The sequence below is a fragment of the Frigoribacterium sp. AC512 genome (genome assembly GCF_979258295.1).
Map to the genome: position 1 here is coordinate 1658927 of NZ_OZ409850.1, position 23584 is coordinate 1682510.

Sequence of the window (23584 nt, forward strand, 5' to 3'; positions counted from 1 at the left end):
GTGTCGGCACTCCGCGAGTTCGGCTCGGGCGTCGCGGTCCTCGGCCGGGGGCTGCGGCTCTGGGGCACGTCGCCGCGGCTGATGCTGCTCGGTGCCGTGCCCGCCCTGATCGTCGGCGCCGTCTTCGTCGCCCTGCTCGTGCTGGTGAACGGGCACGCGGACGACCTGGCCGTCCTGGCGACGCCGTTCGCCGACCGGTGGCCGGAGTGGGGCCGCGTGCTCGTCAGGGCAGGCGTCGGCGTGGCGGTCGCCCTGCTGGCCGTGCTGCTCGCCGTGGTGACCTTCACCGCCGTGACGTTGCTCGTCGGCGATCCCTTCTACGAGCGCATCTGGCGGCACGTGGAACAGCGCGAGGGGGACGCACCGGCCGACGTCGACCAGGGGTTCTGGCGCGGCGTGCTGCGGAGCGTCGGCGACTCCGTCCGCCTGCTGCTCGCCACCGCGGCGTTCGGCATCTGCCTGTTCGTCGGCGGCTTCGTCCCGGTCGTCGGGCAGACCCTCGTGCCCGTGCTCGGCGCGCTGACCGGCGGCTGGTTCCTGGCCGTCGAGCTGACCGGGTTCGCCCTCGACGCCCGTGGGCGGTCGCTGCGGCAGCGGCGGGCGGCCCTGGCGGCGAACCGCTGGCGGACCCTGGGCTTCGGCACGGCCACCTGGCTGTCGTTCTTCGTCCCCCTCGGGGCCGTCGTCGTGATGCCCGCCGCGGTCGCCGGCGCGACCCTGCTGGCGCGCGACGCCGCGGACGCGCAGGACGCCCTGGCGCGTGACGCCCAGGTGCGACAGGGTGGTGAGGAGGCGCTGCCGCCACCATCCAGTCGAAGGAGACCGAATGAAGATCGACAAGGCCGAGGTCATCGTCACCAGCCCTGACCGCAACTTCGTCACGCTGAAGCTGACCACCGACGAGGGGGTCACCGGTCTCGGCGACGCCACCCTGAACGGCCGCGAGCTCGCGGTCGTCGCCTACCTCAGCGAGCACGTCGTGCCGCTCCTGATCGGCCGGGACCCCGGTCGCATCGAGGACACCTGGCAGTTCCTCTACCGCAGCGCCTACTGGCGCCGCGGCCCCGTCACGATGGCCGCCATCGCCGCCGTCGACGTCGCCCTCTGGGACATCAAGGCGAAGGTCGCCGGCATGCCGCTCTACCAGCTGCTCGGCGGTGCCTCCCGCACCGGCCTGCTCACCTACGGCCACGCCTCCGGCAAGGACCTGGACGAGCTCTTCGACAGCGTGCGCGACCACCAGGAGCAGGGCTACAAGGCGATCCGCGTGCAGACCGGCGTGCCCGGGCTGAAGTCGATCTACGGCATCGCCTCGAACGCCACCTTCGACGCCAACACCGGCGTGCGCTACGACCACGAGCCCGCCCAGCGCGGCGCCCTGCCGAACGAGGAGGACTGGGACACCCGCTCGTACCTGCGGCACGTCCCGACCGTCTTCGAGGCCGTGCGGAACGAGTTCGGGCCCGAGATCCCGCTGCTCCACGACGGACACCACCGCATGACGCCGATCCAGGCGGCCTCGCTCGGCAAGAGCCTCGAGCCCTACGACCTGTTCTGGCTCGAGGACGTGACGCCGGCCGAGAACCCCGAGGCGCTGCGGCTCGTCCGCCAGCACACGACGACGCCCCTGGCGATCGGCGAGATCTTCAACACGGTGTGGGACTACCAGCAGATCATCCGCGAGCAGCTGATCGACTACGTGCGGAGCGCCGTCACCCACACCGGCGGCATCACGCACCTGCGCAAGGTGCTCGACTACGCGGCGCAGTACCAGATCAAGTCGGGCATGCACGGGCCGACCGACATCTCGCCCGTGGGCATGGCCGCCGCCATGCACCTCGGCCTCGCGATCCACAACTTCGGCATCCAGGAGTACATGAAGCACGGCGAGAAGACCGACTCGGTGTTCGAGCAGAGCTTCACCTTCACGGACGGGATGCTGCACCCCGGCGAGAATCCGGGCATCGGGGTCGAGCTCGACGTCGACGAGGCCGGCAAGTACCCGTACGAGCAGGCGTACCTGCCCTACAACCGGCTCGCCGACGGGACGGTGCACGACTGGTGACTCGTCCCTCGTCACCAGCCGCGCACCGCCCTGGGGCAGCGCTCGTCTGCGGCAGCTCCTTCGTCGCCGCCGCGGTGCACGACTGGGGACTCGTCCCTCGATGCTGAGCTGAGGAGGCGGCGGGCAGGTCAGTCGCCGCGGTAGGCGGCCTCGAGGTCGGCGACGACCAGGCGGCTCATGCCCATCATCGCCTCCATCGCGCGGGAGGCGCCGGCCGGGTCGGACCCGCCGACGGTCCGCTGCATGGCGCTCGGCACGATCTGCCACCAGAAGCCCCAGCGATCACGGACCCAGCCGCACCGCCCCTCCTGGCCGCCGTGCGAGGCGAGGGCGTCCCAGATCCGGTCCAGCTCCTCCTGGTCGTCGACCGGGACGGAGAGCGAGACGGCCTCGTTGGGGACGAAGCCGGGGCCGCCGTTCAGGCCCTGGAAGCCCTGGCCGTCGAGGTCGAACTCGACGACGAGCGCCTGGCCGGCCAGGGCCGGGTCGGGGAAGTCGTCCGGGTACCGGGACACGTGCGAGATGTGGGAGACCGGGAACAGCGAGACGTAGAACGTCGCGGCCGCCTCGGCCTCGCCGTCGAACCACAGGACTGGGGTGATGCGGGGCACGGGGCGCCTCCTCGGCTCGGTCGGGCCGACGACGGTGTCGGCGCGTTCGGCAGACGCTACCGCGCCCGGCCCCCGGCCGCGAGGGTCAGCCGATCAGGGTCTCGATCGGGCCGCGGACGAAGTAGACCAGGAAGCCGACGGCGACGATCCAGAGCAACGGGCTGATCTCGCGCGCCTTGCCCGAGAACGCGCGGACGATCACCCACGTGACGAAGCCGACGCCGATGCCGTTGGCGATCGAGTAGGTCAGCGGCATGACGATGATCGTCAGGAACACGGGCAGGGCGACGCTGAAGTCGGTCCAGTCGATGTCCTTGATCTGCGAGACCATCAGCGCGCCGACGATGACGAGCGCCGCGGCGGCGACCTCGAGCGGCACGACCTGGGTCAGCGGCGTGAAGAACATGGCGAGGATGAAGAGCAGCCCGGTGACGACCGAGGCGAAGCCGGTGCGGGCTCCCTCGCCGATGCCTGAGGCCGACTCGACGAAGACGGTGTTCGACGACGAGCTCGTCGCGCCGCCGGCGACCGCGCCGATGCCCTCGACGACGAGCGCCGACTTCAGGCGGGGGAACGTGCCGTCGGGCGAGGCGACGTCGGCGGCCTTCGCGAGGCCGGTCATCGTCCCCATGGCGTCGAAGAAGTTCGTGAAGACGAGGGTGAAGACGAGCATGACGGCCGACAGCCAGCCGATGCGCGCGAAGGCGCCGAGGCTGACGTCGCCGATCAGCGACAGGTCGGGCAGCGCGACGATCTGCGTCGGCAGCACCGGAGCGTTGAGGTTCCAGTCGTCGAGGTTCTGGCCGTTCGAGGTGGGCACCTGGAAGATCGCCTGCAGGACGATCGCGACGACCGTCGAGGCGACGATGCCGATGAAGATCGCGCCGCGGACGCGACGGGCCATGAGGACGCCGATGACGACGAGGCCGATGACGAAGGTGATGGTCGGCAGGGTGCTGATCGACCCGCCGTCGCCGAGCTGCACCGGGGGCGACGCGTTCCCGCTCGTCCGGACGAAGCCCGAGTCGACGAGGCCGATGAACGCGATGAAGAGGCCGATGCCGACCGTGATCGCGGTCTTGAGGGCCGCGGGCACCGCGCTGAAGATCATGCTGCGGAGGCCCGTCACGGCGAGGATGGTGATGACGAGGCCGTTGATGACGACGAGGCCCATCGCCTCGGGCCAGGTCACGTCCTGCACGACCGTGACCGCCAGGAACGAGTTGATGCCGAGGCCCGCGGCGAAGGCGAACGGGAGGCGGGCGACGGTGCCGAAGAGGATGGTCATGACGCCGGCGGTGAGAGCGGTGACCGCTCCGACCTGGCTGTTCTGCAGCCAGCCGCCGAGCACGTCCTTCGCGGCCTGGTCCTCGCTGAAGCCTCCGAGGATCAACGGGTTGAGGATCACGATGTAGGCCATCGTCACGAAGGTGACGACGCCGCCGCGGATCTCGCGGGCCCAGCTCGAGCCGCGACCGCTGATCTCGAAGTAGCGGTCGAGGGCACCGGCCACGCCGGGGCGGCGGGCGTCGGTGGACACGGGGGTGGTCATGGTGGCTCCCGAGGAGTAGGGCGGCGAGGAGGGCGCGCGACTCTGGGCGCTCTCTCAGCTTACGACGCCGAGGAGCCCCGCCCGGCCTGTCCGGGCACATCGACCTCGATCGTCGCGGCGGCGATGCCGGCGACGAGCGCGTCGGCCCCGAGCGCGCCGTCGGCCGAGCCGACGACGTCGGTGAGCGGCAGCACGAGGGGCACGCGACGCCCGTCGACGACGACCCACGTGCGGAGGGACCCCGGGCCGGCCGCCGCCTCCGGCGTCGCGGTCGCCAGCTCGTCGAGCCACTCGCACTCGGTCTCGATCCAGCGGGTGTGCACGGACGGCTCGACGCCGTCCGCTCCCCCGCCGTCCGTCCCCGTCTCGGCGTCGGCGACGACGCCCGTGAAGGCCGGGTCGTCGACGAGGAGGCGGTGGAAGCGCGCGGTCGTCGCGGGCCCGTCGACGACGAGGCCGCCCAGGGCGCGCCGCGCGCGGCTCAGGGCCGCCGCGCGGTCCCGGCCCGTCACGACCACCGTCAGGAGGAGCGGGTCACGGCCCGCCGGGACGGCCGAGCCCGCGACCACGCCCGAGTCGACCCGGACGCCCGGTCCGCCCGGCAGCTCGAGGCGGGCCACCGGGGCTGGTGCCGGCAGGAACCCGCGACCGGGGTCCTCCGCCGTGACGCGGAACGAGATCGTGTGGCCACGGCTCTCGGGCACGTCCGCGAGGTCGAGCCCGAGCCCTCCCGCCACCAGCAGCTGCTGCCGCACCAGGTCGACGCCCGTGGCCTGCTCGGTGGCGACGTGCTCGAGCGGCAGGGCGGTGCCCACCTCGAGGAACGAGACCTGGCCTGCCCGTGACACGAGGAACTCGACGGTGCCGGCGCCGCGGTACGAGACCGCCGAGCCGAGGGCGACGGAGGTGGAGGTGACGACCTCGAGCTGCTCGTCGGTCAGGTGCGGCGCCGGCGCCTCGCCGACGAGCTTCTGGTGTCGGCGCTGCACCGAGCACTCGCGGGTGCCGACCACCACGACCCGCCCCTCGCCGTCGCCCAGCAACTGGGCCTCGACGTGGCGCGGCCGGTCGAGGTACTGCTCGACGAAGACTTCTCCGCGGCCGAAGACGGCGGCCGACTCGCGCACGGCGGAGTCGAGCAGGTCGGCGACCTCGTCGAGCCGGCGGGCGACTCGGAGGCCGAGGCCACCGCCTCCGTGGGCCGCCTTGAGCGCGATCGGCAGCCCGTGCCGCTGGGCGAACGCGACCGCCTCGTCCGCCGACGCGATCGGCTCGGAGGTGCCGACGACGAGGGGCGCGCCGACCGAGTCCGCGAGGGCACGCGCCGACACCTTGTCGCCGAGCAGCTCCATCGTCTCGGGGTCGGGACCGACCCAGGTGAGGCCCGCGGCGAGCACGCGGCGTGCGAACTCGGCGTTCTCGCTCAGGGGGCCGCAGCCGGGGTGCACGGCATTGGCCCCGCTGCGCTCGGCGACGTCGAGTAGCGCCTGCATGTCACGGTAGGCGTCGGTGCCGGGCAGCTCGTCGAGCGCCCAGGCCTCGTCGGCGGCCCGCACGTGCAGGGCATCGACGTCGTCGGGGGCGAACACCGCGACGGAGGTCAGGTCGAGGTCAGCGGCGGCCCGCGCGACGCGCACCGCCACGAGCCCGCGCTCGGCGATCAGGAGCTTCCTCACTGCTCGACGCCCCGCTCGTCGGCGGCGCGCTCGTCGACCCGCGCGTCGCGCCTGCCGCCGCGTCGACCCGCGCCGAGGTCGGGCCCGGGCACGACGCGGAACCGCACGCTCGCCCCGACGGGCACCTGTGCGGCACGGTCGAGCTGGTCGCCGACGACGCACGCGACGACGGGGTAGCCGCCGGTGACGGGGTGGTCGGCCATGAAGAGGACGGGCTGGCCGTCGGGCGGCACCTGCAGGGCGCCCGAGACGGTCGCCTCGCTCGGCAGCTCGTGCTCGACCGCACGTTCGAGGGGGTGCTCACCCGCCAGGCGGAGCCCGATCCGGTTCGACTGCGCCGTGACCGTGAACCGCTGGCCCGTGAGGCGCTCGAGCGCCTCGGCGGTGAACCAGTCGTCCCGCGGGCCGAGCACGACGTCGAGCAGGGTGACCTCGTCGGGCGCGGACACCGAGCGTTGTGCGTCGTGGGCCGCCGCGGCGACGCTCTCGGACCAGGCTCGTCCGACGCCGAGCTCGTCGCCGGCGGCCAGCCGGCCGGGGCCGATGCGCGCCAGGACGTCGCCGGACGCGCTGTCGAGCACGCTCTCGGCCACCCAGCCGCCGCGGACGGCGAGGTACGAGTAGACACCCCGAGGAGGCGCCCCCACGACGAGCACCTCGCCGTCGTCGAGCGCGAACGCGGCCCCCGGGAGGGCGTGGCGGACGCCGCTCGCGCCGTGCACGGTCAACGGGACGGGCGCGCCCGCCACGGCGAGCACGAGGTCGCCGCGAGCCGTCGCCTCCAGCCCGCCGTAGGCCAGCTCGAGCGCGGCCGAGCCCGTCGCGGCGCCCACCAGGCGGTTGGCCTCGCGGAGCGCACGGTGGTCCATGGCACCCGAGCGCGAGACGCCGAGGCCCGAGCGGCCGGGCCGCCCCAGGTCCTCGAGGATGCTGAAGGGGCCAGGCGCCGAGACGACGAGCGCACGGTCGGGGCGCGGGCGGTCGACGGGCGGCGGCGCCACGGGCGCGGGGTCGGCGGACACCGGCTCGGCGGGCGAGGGCGAGGGCGCGGGTCGGGACGACGCGGGCGCGGGCTCCTCGAACTCCGGCGTCGCCGCCTCCTCGACTGCGGGGGGACCCTCCGTGACGTCGACGAAACGGACGCGCATCCCCGGCTGCAGCAGCGCCGGGACGCGCTCGGCGAGGTCCCAGAGGGCGACGTCGGTGCGCCCGAGCAGCTGCCAGCCGCCCGGGCTCTCGCGCGGGTACACCCCGGTGAACTCCCCCGCCATGGCGACCGCTCCCGCGGGCACCGAGGTGCGGGGCGTCGCGCGGCGAGGGACGGCGAGGGACGGGTCGCCGCCCGTGAGGTAGGCGAAGCCCGGCGCGAAGCCCGTGAAGGCCACGGTGTAGGTCGCGCCGGCGTGGCGGTCGACGACCTCGTCGACGCTCAGGCCGCTGAGGCGGGCGACCTCGGCCAGGTCCTCGCCGTCGTAGCGGACGGGGATCTCGACGAGGCGGCCCTGCGTGGCGGCGTCGCGCGACGTCGGCAGCGACCGCAGGACGCTCATCAGGGAGGCGATGGGCAGCAGCGTGGGGAGGAACCGCACCGCGACGCTCCGCGCGGCCGGCACGACGTCGAGGATGCCCGCGACGGGCTGCGCGAGCAAGGCGCCGAAGAGGGCCAGCGACTCGTCGAGCCCGTCGGTCTCGATGAGCACGCCGTCCGTGCCGAGAGGCAGCACCCGGAGGTGGGCGAGCGCGGCTCCGAGATCGACCTCGTGGCCGGTCACCGGGCGGTCGTCCCGGGGTCGAGCGGCGTCGCGGGGGTGCCGACCGCCTGCGGGACGGTGACGAACGGGCGGAGGACGACCCCTGCCTCCTCGAGGGCACCGCGCACCCCGACGGCGATCGCGACGGCGTCCGGGCTGTCGCCGTGGACGCAGACCGTGTCGGCCCGCAGCTCGACGACGGTGCCGTCGACGGAGCGCACCGTGCCGGTCTCGACCAGCTGGAGGACGCGGTCGCGGACCTCGCCGGCGTCGTGCAGCACGGCCCCGGGTCGGCTGCGGGGCACGAGCGCGCCGGTCGCGTCGTAGGCGCGGTCGGCGAAGGCCTCGGCGACGACGTGGAGGCCCTCGTCCTCAGCCCGGCGGAGGAACGCGGAGCCGGCGAGCCCGACGACGGGCAGGGACGGGTCGACCCGCAGGATGCCCTCGACCACGGCGCCCGCGTGGACGGCGCCGCGGCCGTCGGCGTCCGCGACGACGGAGTAGAGGGCACCGTGCGGCTTGACGTAGCGGACGGCCCCGCCGACCGCCCGGGACAGGCCCGTCAGCCCACCGATCTGCCAGACGACGTCCGCGACGAGCTCGTCGTGCGACGCCTCGACGTAGCGGCGGCCGAAGCCGACGAGGTCGCGGTACGAGACGTGCGCCCCGACGACGACCCCGCGACGGTGGGCCGCGTCGACGACGCGCAGCAGGCCGGCCGGGTCGCCCGCGTGGAACCCGCAGGCGACGTTCGCGCTCGTCACGACGTCGAGCAGGGCGTCGTCGTCGCCGAGCGTCCACCGGCCGAAGCCCTCGCCGAGGTCGGCGTTGAGGTCGATCGCGGTCATGCGGCGCCTCCCCTCGGCGGTCGTCGTGCGGCTGTCGTGCGGTGGTCGGCTCGTGGGCCGATCGTCCACGGTACCGGGCCGGGGCGGGGAGGACGCCGGGCAGGAGGCGCAGCGACACCCCCGAGGACGCGCGGCCGCCGTGCGGGCGGGTCGGCTAGGAGGCGCGGCGCACGGCGAGCGCGCTCGCCACGAGCGGCACCTGCAGCGGCAGGCGGACGACGGTGACGACCCGTCGGGCCGTCCCGGCGCGGCTGCTCCGGAGCGACCGCAGCGCCATCGACACGTTCGCCGGGAACACGGCGACGAAGAGCGCGGCCGCGAGGGCGCCGCCCGCCCGTCGCGTCGCCGTCGAGAGCAGGGCGCCGGCCACGACGACCTCGGCGACCCCGGAGCTCGTCGTCCACAGGCGGGCCGGGCCGGGCATGCTGCGGGGCACGACCGCGTCGTAGGCGCTCGGGCGCACCAGGTGGAGCACGCCGGAGACGCCGCAGGCGGCCGCGAGGAGGAGGGCCGTGCGGCGGACGGAGGCGGTGCGGGCGTGGCGGGTGCGTCGGGTGCTCATGTGGTCCATCCTGCTCGCCCGCGCCTCCTCGACGGGCCCGACCCGGCCGAGGGGAGGTCAGACGGCGCGGCGGACGCCCCGGCTCATGATCGCCGAGGTGAGCGCCTCGACCGGCTCGCGCGGTGCGGCGGGGTTCGCGACCAGCACGTAGTCGACGTCTCCGAGGTCGGGCAGCGAGAAGCGGTCGCTGACCTTGACGAGGTCGGTGGGGATGAGCGAGAAGGGGAACACGGCGACGCCCATGCCCGCCCGCACCGCCGCGAGCACGCCGTTCACGTCGCGGGTGTTGCAGGTGATGCGCCAGGTGCGCCCGCTCGCCTCGAGGGCGCCGATCGCGAGCTGGCGGCTGAGGCTCGGCGCCTGGTAGGCGATCAGGGGCACCGGCCGGCCCGGCTCGACCTGCAGCTTCTCCTGGCCGATCCAGACCATCGTGTCGCCGGCGACCCGACGGCCCTCGTCGGACTCGCCCGCCGTCTGCTTCACGAAGATGAGATCGAGGTGGCCGGAGGCGAGCCGTCGTCGCAGAGGACCGCTCTGGTTCACCGTCAGCTCGAGGTCGACGTCGGGGTGCAGCTGCCGGAAGTGCCGGAGGATGCGCGGCAGCTGCGTGATGGCGAGGTCGTCCGCGGCCCCGAAGCGCAGGCGGCCGCGCATCGCCGAGCCGCTGAACCAGCTCTCGGCCGCCGAGTGCGCCGCGAGGATCGTGCGGGCGAAGCCGGCCATCGCGTCGCCGTTGTCGGTGAGGCGCACGTCACGGGTGTCCCGCACCACGAGGGTGCGGCCCGCCGCCTTCTCGAGCCGGCCGACGTGCTGGCTCACCGTCGGCTGGCTGATGCCGAGACGGAGGCCTGCGGCCGTGAAGCTGCGCGTCTCCGCGACGGCGAGGAACGTCGTCAGCAGGGCAGGGTCGAACACGGCTAGGCCTCCTCCTGTCGCGTCATTCGAAGATCGCATGACAGTGATTCACACCATAGGGGGTCCGAATGACGTCGGCGGCCTTACCGTCGAGGGACGAGGAGGCGCGGCTCACCACCGCGAGGCCCCTCGCCCCCTCCCCCGGCGGCCGCGACCGCCCCGGGCCGCCCACCAGCGCAGGAACGCCGATGTCCTCTCCGTCCACCGCCAGCACCCCCGTCGTCGACCCCGCCGTCTCCTTCCCCGCCACCGCCCCGTTGCCCGTCGCGACGCAGCGCCCGCCGTGGCGGCACACCTTCATCGCGCTCAGCGTGCCGAACTTCCGGCTCTGGACGGTCGGCAACTTCGTGGCGATGACCGCCGGCTGGATGCAGCGCATCGCCCAGGACTGGCTCGTGCTCGAGCTGACCGGCAGCGCGACCGCCGTGGGCGTGACCGTGGCGATGCAGTTCGCGCCGATGCTCTTCTTCGGCCTGCTCGGCGGCGTGCTCGTCGACCGGTTCTCGAAGCGGGCGCTGATGGTCGTCACCCAGAGCGTCTTCGCGGTGCTGAGCATCGGGCTCGCCGTGCTGACCCTGACCGGCGTCGTCGAGGCCTGGCACGTCTTCGCCATCGCCTTCGCGACCGGCCTGGTGACCGTGGTCGACAACCCGGCCCGCCAGGTGATCGTGAGCGAGCTCGTCGGCCAGCGCCACCTCCGCAACGCGATCAGCGTCAACTCGAGCGTGTTCCAGCTCGGCGGCATGATCGGCCCCGCGGTCAGCGGCGTGCTGCTGCTCGCGGTCGGCGCGGGGTGGGCGTTCGCCGTGAACGGGGTCGCCTGCCTGCTCGTGGTCGGCATGCTCGGCCTGCTCCGCACCTCCCAGATGACCCGCACCGCGCCTGCTCCCCGCTCGCGGGGCCAGCTGCGTGAGGGCCTCGCGTACGCCCGGGCGAAGCCGACCATCCTCGTGCCGGTCGTGCTCGTCGCCTCCTACGCCGTCTTCGGCCTGACGATGCCCGTGCTGCTCGCGTCGTACGCCGACGAGGTCTTCGACGTGGGCGCCGGCGGCTACGGGCTCTTCAACTCGATGATCGCGGTGGGCGCCCTCACGGGGGCTCTGCTGTCGACCCGGCGGGCCACGATCCGGCTGCGGACGCTCGTCGTGGGCCTGCTCGTCACCGGCCTGCTGCAGGCGGGCGCCGGGGTCGTCGGCGGTGCCGCCGGCGTCGTGCCGTTCGCCCTGGTGCTCGTCTCGGTCGGGCTGGCGTCGCTGCTGTTCCTCACGTCGGCGAACCAGCTGGTGCAGCTGTCGAGCAACATCGGCATCCGCGGGCGGGTGATGTCGCTCTACGTTCTCGTGCTGCTCGGCGGCCAGGCCGTCGGCGGACCGCTGATGGGCGGGATCGTCGAGCTGCTCGGCACGCCGACGGCCATGGTGATCTCGGGCGGCGTGCCCGCGGTCGTCGCGGGCGTGACGGCGCTCGTGCTCGCGCGGCGGGGACAGCTCACGCTGCAGATGCGCGTGCGGCGGCACCTGCCCGTGGTCGAGATCGCCTCGCGCTAGGCGCAGTCGCGGCTCAGACGGCGGCGCTGCGACCGGGCGAGCCGAAGCGGATCGACACGTCCACACGCCACGCCTTGGGCTCGCCGGCCACGTGGGTGGTGCCGACGAAGCGCAGGCGCTCCCCCGCCGCGAGGCTGAGCTGCCCGTGCACGTCGAGCGACTCCCCGAGCCAGAACGAGATCTCGTGCTCGTCGAGCAGGTCGTCGTCGACCGTGACGCCGAAGCTGGCGCCGTCGAACTTGAGGGGCACGTCACGGAACTCGAGCCGCGGGGCGTCGTCCGACCAGTCGGCCACCTCGGCCACCCGGGCCGCGACGATGGTCGCATCGACCACCCCGTCCGAGCCCATCGTCACCGAGGATGCGCGCAGGTCGACCCCGAGGTCGTCGCCGTCGATCCGGAAGCGGTTCTCCACGGGTCCCACGCTAGCGGCGCCTCCTCGTCCCGTCACCTGTGATCTCGCTCGATCTCGGGCGGAATGCAAGGGGCGGTGCATGCGTTGGCATCGAACATGACGAAGCGCATCGGGTTCCTCTCGTTCGGCCACTACCAGGACGTGCCCGGCTCCCGCACGCCCACCGCCCGGGAGGCGCTGGTCCAGTCGATCGAGCTGGCGGTCGCCGCCGAGGAGATCGGCATCGACAGCGCGTCGGTGCGCGTCCACCACTTCGCGAAGCAGCTGGCCAGCCCGTTCCCGTTGCTGGCCGCCATGGCCGCACGCACGAGCCGCATCGAGCTCGGCACCGGCATCATCGACATGCGCTACGAGAACCCGCTCTCGATGGCCGAGCAGGCCGCGGCCGCCGACCTGATCAGCGCGGGACGACTGCAACTCGGTGTGAGCCGGGGATCACCGGAGACGTCGCTCCGCGGCTACGAGGCGTTCGGCCACGTGCCGGAGGACGGCGAGTCCGACGCCGACATGGCCCGCCGCCACACCGAGCTGTTCCGCCGCGCGATCGACGGCGACGCGGTCGCCCAGAGCGACCCGCGGATGACCGGCTGGTCGAGCCCGCTCGCGATCGAGCCGCGGTCGCCCGGTCTCGGCGAGCGCATCTGGTGGGGCTCCGGCACCCGGGCGACCGCGCAGTGGACCGGCGAGCAGGGCATGAACCTGATGAGCAGCACCCTGCTCACCGAGGACACCGGCGTGCCGTTCGACGAGCTGCAGGCCGAGCAGATCGCGGTGTTCCGCGCGGCGTGGGCCGCGGCGGGCCACGCTCGCGAGCCGCGCGTCGCCGTCAGCCGCAGCGTCATCCCGATCACGACCGACGAGGACGTCCGGTACTTCGGCGTCCGCGCCCAGGCCGACTCGCGGGACCAGGTCGGCATGCTCGACGGCGTCCAGTCGCGCTTCGGCAAGAGCTACGTCGGCGAGCCCGACGTCATCGCCCGCCAGCTGGCCGACGACGCGGCGGTGCAGGCGGCCGACACCGTGCACCTGACCGTTCCGAACCAGCTCGGCGTCGACTACAACGCCCGGCTGCTGCGGACCGTGGCCGAGCACGTCGCTCCGGCGATCGGGTGGGCGCCGGCGTTCGGTCGCGCGACCAGCGCCTCGTAGGGGCGACCACCGCCTCCTCGTCCTGCCGTCTGGCAGGCGGGCCGCGCCTCCTCGTCCCGTCGCCGCCTCGCGGCCTGTAGACATGTCTGCATGAACACGGACCTCGACGAGGCGGCCCTCCGCACGTACCGCAGCACCCAGACCGAGCCCGACGACTTCGACGACTTCTGGCGCCGGACCCTCGCCGAGGCACGCGAGCACGACCTCGACGTCCAGGCCGAGCCGGTCGACACCGGGCTCACGACGGTCGACGTGCTCGACGTGTCGTTCCGCGGGGCCGACGGCCAGCGCGTGCGGGCCTGGCTGCGGGTGCCGGCCGGCGCCGCCGCCTCGGGCGAGCTGCTGCCGACGGTCGTCGAGTTCGTCGGCTACGGCGGCGGTCGCGGGCACGCCCAGCAGAACCTGTTCTGGGCCTCGGCCAGCTTCGCGCACCTGCAGATGGACACGCGCGGCCAGGGCTCGCTCTGGAGCACCGGCGACACCGGCGACTCCGGGGGCTCGGGCCCGGCCGCCGACGGCGTGATGACCCGCGGGATCGACAGCCCCGAGAGCTACTACTACCGCCGCGTCTACACCGACGGCGTCCGGGCCGTCGAGGCCGCCCGGTCGCTCGACGTCGTCGACGCCGACCGCGTCGCCGTGCTGGGCACCAGCCAGGGAGGCGGCATCACGCTGGCCGTCGCCGGTCTCGTCGAGGGGCTGGTCGCCGCGGTGCCGCGGGTGCCGTTCCTCTGCGACTTCCGCCGCGCCTCCGTCATCACCGACAGCGACCCGTACAAGCAGATCGGCCGCTACCTCGCCGTGCACCGCCACCGCGCCGAGCAGGTGCACGAGGTGCTGTCGTACTTCGACGGGGTCAACTTCGCGAAGCGGGCCACGGCGCCCGCGCTGTTCTCGACGGCGCTGATGGACGCGACCTGCCCGCCGTCGACAGTGTTCGGCGCGTTCCACGCCTACGGCGGCGACGCGGACATCACCGTGTGGCCGTACAACGGGCACGAGGGCGGCGGGGTCGAGGACGACCTCGAGGCGCTCGCGATGCTGCGCGGGGCGTTCGGGCTGTAGTCCCGGAGCCGGCGGGTCGCCGTCGCTCGCGGCGGGTCCTTGTCGCGCGTGGCGGGTCCCCGTGCCCGACGGCGGGTGGGCGCTGACCCGCCGCGGACGACGGGAACCCGCCAGCACGGCCTGCGACACCACGGAGGGGCCGAGCAGCACGCGGCTGCTCGGCCCCAGGGGTGCTACGGACCTGGGTCAGCCGATCGGCGTCGGGTCGAGCGGCAGCGGCGGCACCGGCAGCGAGCCGCGGATCTGGTTCTGCGCCTGGCACTGGCTCGTACAGTTCGTGGCGCCGGCGCTGAGCTCGATCGCGTCCTCGCCCAGCACTCCCCCGAGGCGGCCGCCCGACTGGACGACCCACTTCGTGACGGTGCCGGTCTGCAGGGTCTTCGTCGCGACCTGGGGGCTGTCCTTGCCGAGCAGCATCTGGTGCGCTCCGGCACCCGAGGTGACGGGGTCGACGCCGTCGCCGAAGTTGACCTTGCCCGTGTACTGGTTGACGAAGTAGAACAGACCGGCGCCGAGGGTGTGCGTGAACTCGACGGGCGCGCCGAACTCCGACTCCATCTGGAAGATGCCGCCCTGGGCGCCGTCCTTCGCCTGGATCTTGAACTTGCCGCCGGCGGTGCTGAAGAGCACGACGAGGGTGTCGTCCTTCACCTCGAGGCTCTTGATCGTCGCGCCCGCGAGCTGGGCCGGCGTGAGGGTCGGCACCTTGGAGGCGAACACGACGGTCGGCCCCGTCACCATCCGCTGCGTGTCCGGCGCGCCGGTCAGCGTGTAGTCGTAGACGCCCAGGGTGGCGACGTCGATGTCGAAGCCGTTGTTGACGCCCCGCACGGCGATGCGGCCGGTGGGGACGATGCCGCCGACCTTGACGCTCTTGCCGGGCGCGGGGTCGTAGGTCGTGCTTCCGATCGTGACGCGGTAGTCGCCGCCCGCGCTGGTCTTGCCGGAGGCGCTGGCCGGGCTGGCCGAGAGAGCCAGCGACCCGGCGACGACCGCCGCGACGAGCACCGCCGAGCGGAGCTGACGGGCCGTGCGGCCGAGAGATGTGGTGGTGGTCATGGCGGGCTCCTCGTGGAGGGGTGGGCGACCCGTCCCCCGGGCCTGCGACCACTCTCGCCGGGGCCGCCGCACGACACCATCGGACCTTGGTACTAGTACCCGTTGTCCCTCGCCCACAGGGCGGCGCTCGTGCGGTCGGCGACGCCGATCCGACGGAAGACGCTGCCGACGTGCGCCTTGACCGTGCGCTCGCTGATGCCGAGCTCGGTGCCGATCTGCTTGTTCGCGAGGCCGCGGCCGAGCAGGCGGAGCACGTCGGCCTCCCGGCCGGAGACGAGCGGCACCGGCCCGGGATCGGGGAAGGTGCGGGCGTCGCCGGCGTGCGCGTCGGGTCGTCCGGCGTCGACCTGTCCGGCAGCAGCGCCCTGGCCGCACGCGGGTCGAGGGGCACGCCGCCCGCCGCCGCCGCCCGAACGCCGGCCACGACGGTCGCGGGCTCGGCGTCCTTGAGCAGGTAGCCGACGGCCCCGGCGGCCAGCGCCTCCCTGACCGAGGAAGCGTCGGGCACGGACGTCAGGACCACGACGTGCACGCTCGGGTCGGCCGCCACGACGCGGCGGGTCGCCTCCACGCCGCCGATGCCGGGCATGGAGAGGTCCATGAGCACGACGTCCGGCCGGTGCAGGACGGCCGCGGCCACTCCTCGTTCGCCGTCCGCCGCCTCCTCGACCACCTCGACACCGTCGGCCTGGTCGACGAGCGAGCGGAGTCCCTGGCGCACCAGCGGGTGGTCGTCGACGACGAGGACGCGGATCACGACGGTGCTCCGCGGCCGCCCGTGGCCGTGGCCACCGCCGACGCCGACGCCGGCAGGGTGAGGCGCCACCGCGTGCCCCGGCCGGGCGCGGTCTGCAGGTCGAGGCCCGCGCCTCCTGCGCCGGCGACGTCGGCGAGCACCCGCAGGCCGAAGTGGTCGGGCTCGGGGCGGGTCAGCAGCTCGGGGTCGAAGCCCGCGCCGTCGTCAGCCACCGTGACGACGACACCGCCCTCGGCAGCACGGTCCGCGGTGACCGACACGACGGAGGCGCGGGCGTGGGCCACGACGTTGGCCAGGCACTCCTGCACCACCCGGAACACCAGCCGCTGCCCCTCGTCGTCGAGCGCCGAGGCCGCGTCGGCGTCGAGCACGACGGCGACGCCGCGCGACCGCACGCCCGCCGCGAGGTCGTCGAGCGCCGGCCCGATGCCCGCCCGCACGAGGTTCGGCGGGTAGATGTCGACGAGCAGCGAGCGCAGGCCGCCGACGCTGCCGCGCAGTGCCCCCGCCACCCGGTCGAGCCCGTCGGCCGTGGTCTCGTCGCCGCGCGCCCGGGCCGAGCCGGACTCGGCCGAGACCGCGAGCGAGGCGCCCACGAGATCTTGCACCACTCCGTCGTGCAGCGCCCCCGCGATGCGCCGTCGTTCGTCGGCGCTCGCGTCGAGGGCGCGCTCGAGCAGCGCCTCACGCTGCACCCTGGCCCGGTCGAGCGCCCGCAGCAGCTGCCGCAGCACCGGGAGCAAGAGCAGCACGACGAGCACGATGCTGCCGATCGTGATGCCCGCGAACCCGGCGAACAGCTGGCCGCTGCGCTGCAGCACCTCGTCGTAGCGGAAGTACACCTCGAAGAGCAGCGTCTGCCCGCCCGGCGTCTCGACGGCTCGGTAGGCCTCGAGCAGCTTGCCGCGGTCGCGCTCGTACTCGTTCTCGGGGGCGGTCAGGTCGCTGACCTCGGCCTCGACGCTGCTCTCGTCCCCGGCTCCGGCGAGCGCCTCGAGGTCGTCCTCGTCGAGCTCGAACCGGCGGTCGATCAGCGCGGGCTCGTCCGACCAGACGACGCGGCCCGTGTCGTCCCAGATCTTGACGCGGACGATGCTCGAGCTGAGGACGTGGTCGCGGACCTCGTCGTCCATCGCACGCCGCGCCTCCTCGTCGCCCTCGACCAGCGCGTCGGTGAGCGCCGGCTCGACGATCGCGTCGGCGATGCGGTCGGCCCGGTCGGCGGCGTCGCGGACCGACTCGGCCTCGGCAAGGCTGCGGGCGGCGATGACGGCCGCGACCGCGACCGCCACGATGACGAGCACGGAGACGACGGCGACCCAGACGACGACGCCGGCGGGGCGGGGATCGGCGGCGGAGGCGGGCGTGCGGTCGGCGGGCCTGGCGACGGTCGTCCAGCGCGGGACGGCGCCGCTGCCGCCCTCCCCCCGAGGTGTGCTCATCTGCACATCTTCGCCGATCTGGGTCGCCGCGGAACACGCGCCGGGCCCGCGTCGTTGACTGGGGGCATGAAGTCGATCACCTACACCGAGACCGGTCCGTCGTCCGTCCTGCACCTCGTCGAGCGCGAGGTGCCCGAGCCGGGGGCAGGCGAGGTGCGCGTGCGCGTCGTCGCGTCGGGCGTGAACCCCACCGACTGGAAGTCGCGCACGGGCGAGACGAGCGGGGGCGACGTGCCGTTCCCCGTGATCGTGCCGAACCAGGACGGCGCGGGCGTCGTGGACGCCGTCGGCGAGGGCGTGGACGACCTCGAGGTCGGCGATCGGGTCTGGTCGTTCATCTCGGCGAACGGGCACGCGACCGGCACCGCCCAGGAGCACACGGTGCTGCCGCGAGCGCGCGTCGTTCCCCTGCCCGAGGGAGCCTCGTTCGACCTGGGCGCGAGCCTCGGAGTGCCCGCCATGACCGCGCACCGCGCGTTGACCGTGCACGAGGACGGGCCCTCTCGGCTCTCCCCCGGCGCCCTCGACGGCATGACCGTGCTCGTCTCGGGCGGCGCCGGGGCCGTCGGGCACGCCGCGATCCAGCTCGCCGCCTGGGCGGGCGCGACGGTGATCACGACCATCTCGGGCGACGAGAAGGCCGCCCTCGCCCGAGCCGCCGGGGCGCACCACGTCGTCAACTACAAGGAGCAGGACGCGGCCGCCGAGATCCGGCGCATCGCGCCCGACGGCGTGCAGATCGTCGTCGAGGTGTCCATCCGGCAGAACGCGGAGCTGGTCGCGGCCGTCGTCTCGACTCGCGCCTCCGTCGCGATCTACGCCAACGACGGCGGCGACACGGTCGAGCTGCCGCTCCGGGCGAACATGGGCACCAACACGCGCTACCAGTTCGTGCTGCTCTACACGGTGGGCGAGGAAGCGCTGCAGGCGGCTGCCGAGGACGTCACCGCGGCCGTCCGCGACGGCGCCTTGCCGGTCGGCGAGGAGGCGGGGCTGCCCCTGCACCGGTACTCGCTCGAGCAGACGGCCGAGGCCCACGACGCCGTCGAGGGCGGGGTCACGGGCAAGGTGCTGATCGACGTCGCGCAGGGCTGAGGCGGATTCTGGCTCGTTTCGGCCCTGGCTCTCGCTCGCACGATTCAGGAACGTTGCGCCGCCTCCTCCTGGATCGTGCACGGATCAGGACCAGATGTCTCCCCGTTGCGCGGATCAGGCTGAAAGTTCCTGAACGGGGAGGGGCAGAGCAGGGCGGAGGGGGCGGGCTAGGCTCGCCGGATGCCTGACCCCGTTCCGCTCAGCCCCGTCCAGGCCGAGGCCCTGCGTGTGGGCACGGCTCCTCCGCTGGAGGAGTTGCGGCACGGCGTCTGGTCGCTGACCTCGCCGGCCACCTCCCCGGTCGCGGACGCCTCGTACGGCTACCTCGTCGAGGGCTCGGACGGCCGGCTGACGCTGATCGACCCGGGCTGGCCCTCCCCCCACGCCGTCGACCGGCTCGAGGCCGCCCTGCACGAGCTCGACCACGAACTGGACGATGTCGACCTGGTCGTGGCCACCCACCTGCACGTCGACCACCTGGGGGCGGCCGACGCCGTCCGCCGCGCGACGGGTGCACGCGTCGCGATGCACCCCGCCGAGCAGCGTGCGCTCGCCGGCCGTGCCGCCGACGCGGTCGCCGCGGACGCGGACATCGCGCGCTGGCAGGTGCCGGCCGAGGCGCAGGAGGCGCTGGTCGCCTCGTGGGGCTCGGGCCGCCTCCTCGTCGACGTCGTCCCCGACCTGCTGCTCGACGACGGCGACGAGCTGCCGGTCGCGGGGCGCCGCCTGCGCGCGGTGCACACGCCCGGCCACACCTCGGGTCACCTCTGCCTGGTCGAGCCCGAGCAGCGGCTGATCTTCACGGGCGACCACGTGCTGCCGACGATCAACCCGGGGATCGGCCTCGGGGGCCGCACCGCCGCCAACCCGCTCGACGACGTGCTCGCGTCGCTGGCTCGCGTCGTCGAGCTCGACCGGTCGGGGGCCGACGCGCTCGAGGTCTGCCCCGGCCACGGGTACCGGTTCGTGGGGCTCACCGAGCGGGCGGAGGCGCTCGTCGCCCACCGCGAGGAGCGCACCCGCGACGCGGTGACCGCCCTCGACGGGCTGCTCGGCGCCGGCGCCGGCGACAGCGGTCACGCGAGCCGTCGCGGCTCGAGCTCGGCACCGTCGGTGTGGCAGGTCGCCGAGGCCATGACGGGCTGGCGCGGAGGGCTCCGGTCGATGACCGGCCTCCCGCTCGCCTCGGCCCTGGCGCAGACCGAGTGGCACCTGCGTGCGGCGGGTCGCGCCGCCGATCTCGCTCGCTGACCCGCGGCCGCGCAGCCGCCGCCGCCGCCGCCCCACCCGACCGCGCCGCGAGCGTGCGCGACACTGCACCGCGTTTCGTACACGGCACCGCGTCCAGACCTGGTGCAGTGCACGAAACGCGGTGCAGTGCCTCCGCGCCGCTCGGCGAGCAGACTCGGGCCATGACGCCGCCACGCACCACGAGCCCGTCCGTCGACGACGCGGCAGCCGCTGCCCCCGTGCCCACCGCCGCCCACCCCGTCGCGCCGATGCTCGCGAAGGCGGTCGCGACCGTGCCCGACGCGGACAGCGTCGAGGGCGGCCTCTCGTACGAGCCGAAGTGGGACGGCTTCCGCGGCCTCGTCTACTGGGACGGCGAGCAGCTCGAGCTCGGCAGCCGCGGCTCGAAGTCGCTGACGCGGTACTTCCCCGAGCTCGTCGAGGCCCTCGGCGAGCGCCTGCCCGGGCCCTGCGTGCTCGACGGCGAGATCGTCCTGCGCCGCGGCGACCACGGCGGCGAACGCCTCGACTGGGACGCTCTGTCGCAGCGGATCCACCCGGCGGCCTCGCGTGTGGCCAAGCTCTCGGTCGAGACCCCCGCCTCCTTCGTGGCCTTCGACCTGCTCGCGGAGGGCGAGGAGAGCCTGCTCGACCGGCCCTTCGGCGAGCGCCGTGCCGCGCTCGAGCGCCTGCTCGACGGGGCGGCTGCTCCCCTGCACCTCAGCCGGGCGACGACCGACGCCGACGTCGCCCGTCGGTGGCTCGTCGAGTTCGAGGGCGCGGGGCTCGACGGCGTCGTGGCCAAGCCGCTCGCCGCCTCCTACCTGCCCGGCAAGCGGACGATGCTCAAGGTCAAGCACCACCGCACGGCCGACTGCGTGGTGCTCGGCTACCGCGTGCACAAGAGCGGCCGGGGCGTGGGGTCGTTGCTGCTGGGGCTGTACGACTCCGAGGGCGAACTGCGGAACGTGGGAGGCGCCTCCGCGTTCTCGGACGCCCGTCGCCTCGAGCTCGTCGACGAGCTGGCCGACCTGGTACGGCACGACGACGACGGAGGCGTCGCGCACGCCGAGACGGACCGCAGCCGGTTCTCGTCGGGCAAGGACGTCTCGTACGTGCCGCTCCGCCCCGAGCGCGTCGTGGAGGTGCGCTACGACCAGATGGAGGGCGAGCGGTTCCGGCACACGGTGCAGGTGCAGCGCTGGCGCGAGGACCGCGAGGCCGTCTCGTGCGGCTTCGACCAGCTCGAGGTGCCGGCGGCGTACGACCTCGGCGAGGTGCTGGTCCGCCCCTGACCCGGCCGCGCCTCCTACGGCTGCTTCTTGGCCCTGCTGGGCTGGACGCGGGGCGGTTCCCCCGGCATCTTCGGGAAGTCGGGCGGGAAAGGCAGCTCGCCGAGTCCTGCCTCGACGTCGCGCTCCCACCACGAGAGCAGCTCGTCCACGGTGCCGGGCTCGTCGTGCATCCGCTCCCACGGGTCGCCGGTGGCGGCGAGGCGGTCCGGCACGGTGAGGACGGTGAACGCCGACGGGTCGACGCCGTCGAGCTCGCCCCAGTCGAGGGGCGTGGACACGGAGGCGGTGGCGAGAGCCCGAGGAGACCAGGCGCCCGCCATGGTGCGGTCGCGGTTCGCCTGGTTGTAGTCGACGAAGATCCGCTGCCCGCGCTCCTCCTTCCACCAGTTCGTGGTGACCGTCTCGGGCAGGCGTCGCTCGAGTTCGCGAGCGGCCGCGATGACGGCGTGCCGCACGTCGAGGAACTCGCGGGTCGGCTCGACGGGGGCGAACACGTGCAGGCCGCGGTTGCCGCTCGTCTTGACGAAAGCGGTGAGGCCCGCGTCGGCCAGCACGCGGCGGAGCTCGTGCGCGACCGGCACCGCGTCGGCGACGTCGGTGCCGGGCTGGGGGTCGAGGTCGATGCGGAGCTGGTCGGGCAGGTCGCTGGCGTCGGCCCGGGACGCCCAGGGGTGGAACACCACCGTGTTCATCTGCGCGGCCCAGACGGCGGCGGCGGGCTCGTCGATGACGAGCTGGGGGTGCGAACGGCCGCTGGGGTAGGTCACCTCGACGCTGCGGACGTAGTCGGGGGCGCCCTTCGGCGGGTTCTTCGAGAAGTAGTCGTCGCCGTCGACCCCGGCGGGGAACCGCTGCAGCGACACGGGTCGGCCGCCGTTCGCGCGGACGAAGGCGTCGCCCACGGTCGCGAGGTACCGGGCGAGGTCGAGCTTCGTGATCCCCAGGTCGGGCCAGAGCACCCGCCCCGGGCTCGAGATCCTGACCTCGCGGTCGCCCACCTGCAGCATCGTCGCCTCGCTCGCCATGCCTCACCGTATGCCCGAGGGCGGCGGGCGGGCCGGGGCACGCTCGCGAGGAACCGCGTTCCGAACCATGAACCGCGTTTTATCGCGGTTCATGGTTCGGAACGCGGTTCACGGAGAGACGGGCGGCGGGAGGGGCGCGGAGCCTGCGGGCCACGGCGAGTACGCTCGGGCAGTGACCTCACCCCTCCGCATCGCGCTCGTCTCGCTCCACACCTCGCCGGGGGCCGAGCCGGGATCGGGCGACGTCGGCGGCATGAACGTCGTCGTGCGCAACCAGGCGGAGGCGCTCGGCGCCGCGGGCCACGAGGTCGAGATCCTGACGCGACGGTCCTCCCCCGACGAGCCCGAGGCCGTCGAGCTGGCGCCCGGCGTCCTGCTCCGGTTCCTCACCGCGGGGCCGGTCGAGGCCGTGGCGAAGGGCCGGCACGAGGAGTTCGTCGACGAGTTCCGCGACCGTCTCGCCGAGCTCGGCCCCTGGGACGTGATCCACTCACACCACTGGTTCAGCGGCGTCGCCGCCCTGCCGATCGCGCGCGAGCGCGGGATCCCCCACGTGCAGAGCTTCCACTCGATCGCCGCGGCGGACAGCACTCCCCTCTCGCACGGCGAGCGCGCCGAGTCGCCAGGCCGCCTCGCCGGCGAGGCGATGCTCGCCCGGGAGTCCGACTCCGTCGTCGCGATCAGCCACGCCGAGGCCGAGACCGTCACGAGCCGTCTCGGCGGGGACCCCGACCGGGTCGCGGTCGTGCTGCCGGGCGTCGACGCCGAGCTGTTCCGCCCTCTCGCCCCGGACGAGGAGGCGCGCGTCGCGTCCCCGACGACTTCCGACGCGGTCGGCGACCCCCGCTCGGCGACTCGCCCCACCGTCGTCGTCGCGGGCAGGCTGGAACCGCTCAAGGGCCCGGACCTCGCCATCGAGGCCGTCGCCGCAGTGCCCGCCGAGCTGCGACCCGAGCTCGTGATCGCGGGAGGCGCCTCCACGGAGTTCGCCGGCTACGAGCGCGACCTGGCCGCGCTCGCCGACCGGTCGGGGCTCGACGTCCGGTTCCTCGGCCCGCAGACCCGCCCCGGCCTCGCGAGCCTGCTCCGCCAAGCGCGGATCGTGCTCGTGCCGTCGCACTCCGAGACGTACGGGCTCATCGCCCTCGAGGCCGCGGCCAGCGGGATCCCCGTGGTCGCCGCCTCCTCGGGGGGCCTCCGCGAGTCCGTCGTCGACGGCGTGACCGGCGTCGTGCTCGACTCCCGCGACCCCGTCGCGTGGGGCGAGACGGTGGCGCGCCTGCTCGGGGACGGCGAGCTGTGGCAGCGGCTGGCACGCGCCTCCCGCGAGCGCGCTCTCGAGCACCCGTGGTCGCTGTCGGCAGCTGAGCTGTCCGACGTGTACTGCCGGCTCGTCGGCAGCGACCCGTGCCGGGCGCTCGCCGCCGCGGGCGGGCGTCGCTGACGATCGGACCCGAGGCCGCGCCGATCTCGTCCCCAGCGCCCGCGTCTAGGCTCGGCCGGGGCGACGACGCCCGCTCGACCT

At 74.1% G+C, this 23584-nt stretch carries 21 protein-coding genes and 1 pseudogene; 9 read left to right on the top strand and 13 right to left on the bottom strand.

Translation table 11 applies throughout. The features are described from left to right. Positions 1 to 867: an EI24 domain-containing protein gene (locus tag ACZZ97_RS07545; RefSeq protein ID WP_463472734.1), complete on the top strand. Its 867-nt coding sequence runs from the start codon at positions 1 to 3 to the stop codon at positions 865 to 867. After that, the gene (gene manD / locus ACZZ97_RS07550) at positions 827 to 2065 is read left to right on the top strand and encodes a D-mannonate dehydratase ManD (RefSeq protein ID WP_463472735.1); all 1239 of its coding nucleotides are present in this window, start codon (positions 827 to 829) and stop codon (positions 2063 to 2065) included. The genes ACZZ97_RS07545 and manD overlap by 41 nt, the downstream gene beginning before the upstream one ends. A 128-nt stretch (positions 2066 to 2193) precedes the next feature. Here the strand turns inward: manD and ACZZ97_RS07555 are convergent, their stop codons facing one another. From ACZZ97_RS07555 to ACZZ97_RS07585, 7 genes are all read right to left on the bottom strand, one after another. Further along, the gene (locus ACZZ97_RS07555; RefSeq protein ID WP_463472736.1) at positions 2194 to 2676 is read right to left on the bottom strand and encodes a VOC family protein; all 483 of its coding nucleotides are present in this window, start codon (positions 2674 to 2676) and stop codon (positions 2194 to 2196) included. 85 nt (positions 2677 to 2761) lie between these two features. After that, on the bottom strand, positions 2762 to 4228 hold the full coding sequence (locus ACZZ97_RS07560) for an NCS2 family permease (protein WP_463472737.1): 1467 nt from the start codon (positions 4226 to 4228) through the stop codon (positions 2762 to 2764). Positions 4229 to 4287: 59 nt separating this feature from the next. After that, positions 4288 to 5904: an ATP-binding protein gene (locus tag ACZZ97_RS07565; protein WP_463472738.1), complete on the bottom strand. Its 1617-nt coding sequence runs from the start codon at positions 5902 to 5904 to the stop codon at positions 4288 to 4290. Continuing rightward, on the bottom strand, positions 5901 to 7676 hold the full coding sequence (gene pxpB, locus ACZZ97_RS07570; protein ID WP_463472739.1) for a 5-oxoprolinase subunit PxpB: 1776 nt from the start codon (positions 7674 to 7676) through the stop codon (positions 5901 to 5903). Before pxpB ends, ACZZ97_RS07565 begins: the two co-directional genes overlap by 4 nt. Further along, a complete protein-coding gene (locus ACZZ97_RS07575) occupies positions 7673 to 8503 on the bottom strand; it encodes a LamB/YcsF family protein (protein WP_463472740.1) in 831 nt (276 codons plus the stop codon). Before ACZZ97_RS07575 ends, pxpB begins: the two co-directional genes overlap by 4 nt. Positions 8504 to 8657: 154 nt before the next feature. Continuing rightward, positions 8658 to 9065: a DoxX family protein gene (locus ACZZ97_RS07580; RefSeq protein WP_314103546.1), complete on the bottom strand. Its 408-nt coding sequence runs from the start codon at positions 9063 to 9065 to the stop codon at positions 8658 to 8660. A 57-nt stretch (positions 9066 to 9122) separates the two neighbouring features. After that, entirely contained in the window at positions 9123 to 9980 is an 858-nt protein-coding gene (locus ACZZ97_RS07585) for a LysR substrate-binding domain-containing protein (RefSeq protein ID WP_314103544.1), read from the bottom strand. Positions 9981 to 10168: 188 nt separating this feature from the next. Here ACZZ97_RS07585 and ACZZ97_RS07590 point away from each other — a divergent pair, with 188 nt between their 5' ends. Then, positions 10169 to 11527 carry an MFS transporter gene (locus ACZZ97_RS07590; RefSeq protein ID WP_314103542.1) on the top strand — a complete coding sequence of 453 codons (1359 nt, stop codon included), beginning with the start codon at positions 10169 to 10171 and terminating at the stop codon, positions 11525 to 11527. Positions 11528 to 11540: 13 nt separating this feature from the next. Here the strand turns inward: ACZZ97_RS07590 and ACZZ97_RS07595 are convergent, their stop codons facing one another. Next, complete coding sequence (locus ACZZ97_RS07595) at positions 11541 to 11942, bottom strand: hypothetical protein (RefSeq protein WP_463472741.1); 402 nt, start codon at positions 11940 to 11942, stop codon at positions 11541 to 11543. Positions 11943 to 12038: 96 nt separating this feature from the next. Between ACZZ97_RS07595 and ACZZ97_RS07600 the strand changes: the two genes are divergently transcribed. Both ACZZ97_RS07600 and ACZZ97_RS07605 read left to right on the top strand, forming a co-directional pair. After that, a complete protein-coding gene (locus tag ACZZ97_RS07600; RefSeq protein ID WP_463472742.1) occupies positions 12039 to 13091 on the top strand; it encodes an LLM class flavin-dependent oxidoreductase in 1053 nt (350 codons plus the stop codon). A 90-nt stretch (positions 13092 to 13181) separates the two neighbouring features. Further along, positions 13182 to 14156 carry an acetylxylan esterase gene (locus ACZZ97_RS07605; RefSeq protein ID WP_463472743.1) on the top strand — a complete coding sequence of 325 codons (975 nt, stop codon included), beginning with the start codon at positions 13182 to 13184 and terminating at the stop codon, positions 14154 to 14156. Between the two features lie 186 nt (positions 14157 to 14342). Here the strand turns inward: ACZZ97_RS07605 and ACZZ97_RS07610 are convergent, their stop codons facing one another. From ACZZ97_RS07610 to ACZZ97_RS07625, 4 genes and pseudogenes are all read right to left on the bottom strand, one after another. Next, positions 14343 to 15215, bottom strand: coding sequence for a hypothetical protein (locus ACZZ97_RS07610; RefSeq protein ID WP_463472744.1), 873 nt, complete (start codon positions 15213 to 15215; stop codon positions 14343 to 14345). A 92-nt stretch (positions 15216 to 15307) separates the two neighbouring features. Then, entirely contained in the window at positions 15308 to 15499 is a 192-nt protein-coding gene (locus ACZZ97_RS07615; protein WP_463472745.1) for a response regulator transcription factor, read from the bottom strand. Positions 15500 to 15693: 194 nt separating this feature from the next. Next, a pseudogene (locus ACZZ97_RS07620) lies at positions 15694 to 16041 on the bottom strand (response regulator); the annotation flags it as partial. Further along, positions 15969 to 17414 carry a sensor histidine kinase gene (locus ACZZ97_RS07625; protein WP_463472746.1) on the bottom strand — a complete coding sequence of 482 codons (1446 nt, stop codon included), beginning with the start codon at positions 17412 to 17414 and terminating at the stop codon, positions 15969 to 15971. The gene ACZZ97_RS07625 and the pseudogene ACZZ97_RS07620, both read right to left, overlap by 73 nt. Positions 17415 to 17480: 66 nt before the next feature. On the opposite strand from ACZZ97_RS07625, the gene ACZZ97_RS07630 reads away from it, so the two are divergent. From ACZZ97_RS07630 to ACZZ97_RS07640, 3 genes are all read left to right on the top strand, one after another. Beyond that, positions 17481 to 18509: an NADPH:quinone reductase gene (locus ACZZ97_RS07630; RefSeq protein WP_463472747.1), complete on the top strand. Its 1029-nt coding sequence runs from the start codon at positions 17481 to 17483 to the stop codon at positions 18507 to 18509. Between the two features lie 180 nt (positions 18510 to 18689). Further along, the gene (locus ACZZ97_RS07635; RefSeq protein ID WP_463472748.1) at positions 18690 to 19760 is read left to right on the top strand and encodes an MBL fold metallo-hydrolase; all 1071 of its coding nucleotides are present in this window, start codon (positions 18690 to 18692) and stop codon (positions 19758 to 19760) included. A gap of 161 nt (positions 19761 to 19921) precedes the next feature. Next, positions 19922 to 21034, top strand: a complete 1113-nt coding sequence (locus tag ACZZ97_RS07640; protein WP_463472749.1) for an ATP-dependent DNA ligase — start codon at positions 19922 to 19924, stop codon at positions 21032 to 21034. 14 nt (positions 21035 to 21048) lie between these two features. Here ACZZ97_RS07640 and ligD read toward each other — a convergent pair whose 3' ends face one another. Then, positions 21049 to 22059, bottom strand: coding sequence for a non-homologous end-joining DNA ligase (gene ligD / locus ACZZ97_RS07645; protein WP_463472750.1), 1011 nt, complete (start codon positions 22057 to 22059; stop codon positions 21049 to 21051). Between the two features lie 172 nt (positions 22060 to 22231). Between ligD and ACZZ97_RS07650 the strand changes: the two genes are divergently transcribed. After that, on the top strand, positions 22232 to 23503 hold the full coding sequence (locus ACZZ97_RS07650) for a glycosyltransferase (protein WP_463472751.1): 1272 nt from the start codon (positions 22232 to 22234) through the stop codon (positions 23501 to 23503). Positions 23504 to 23584: the final 81 nt, after the last annotated feature.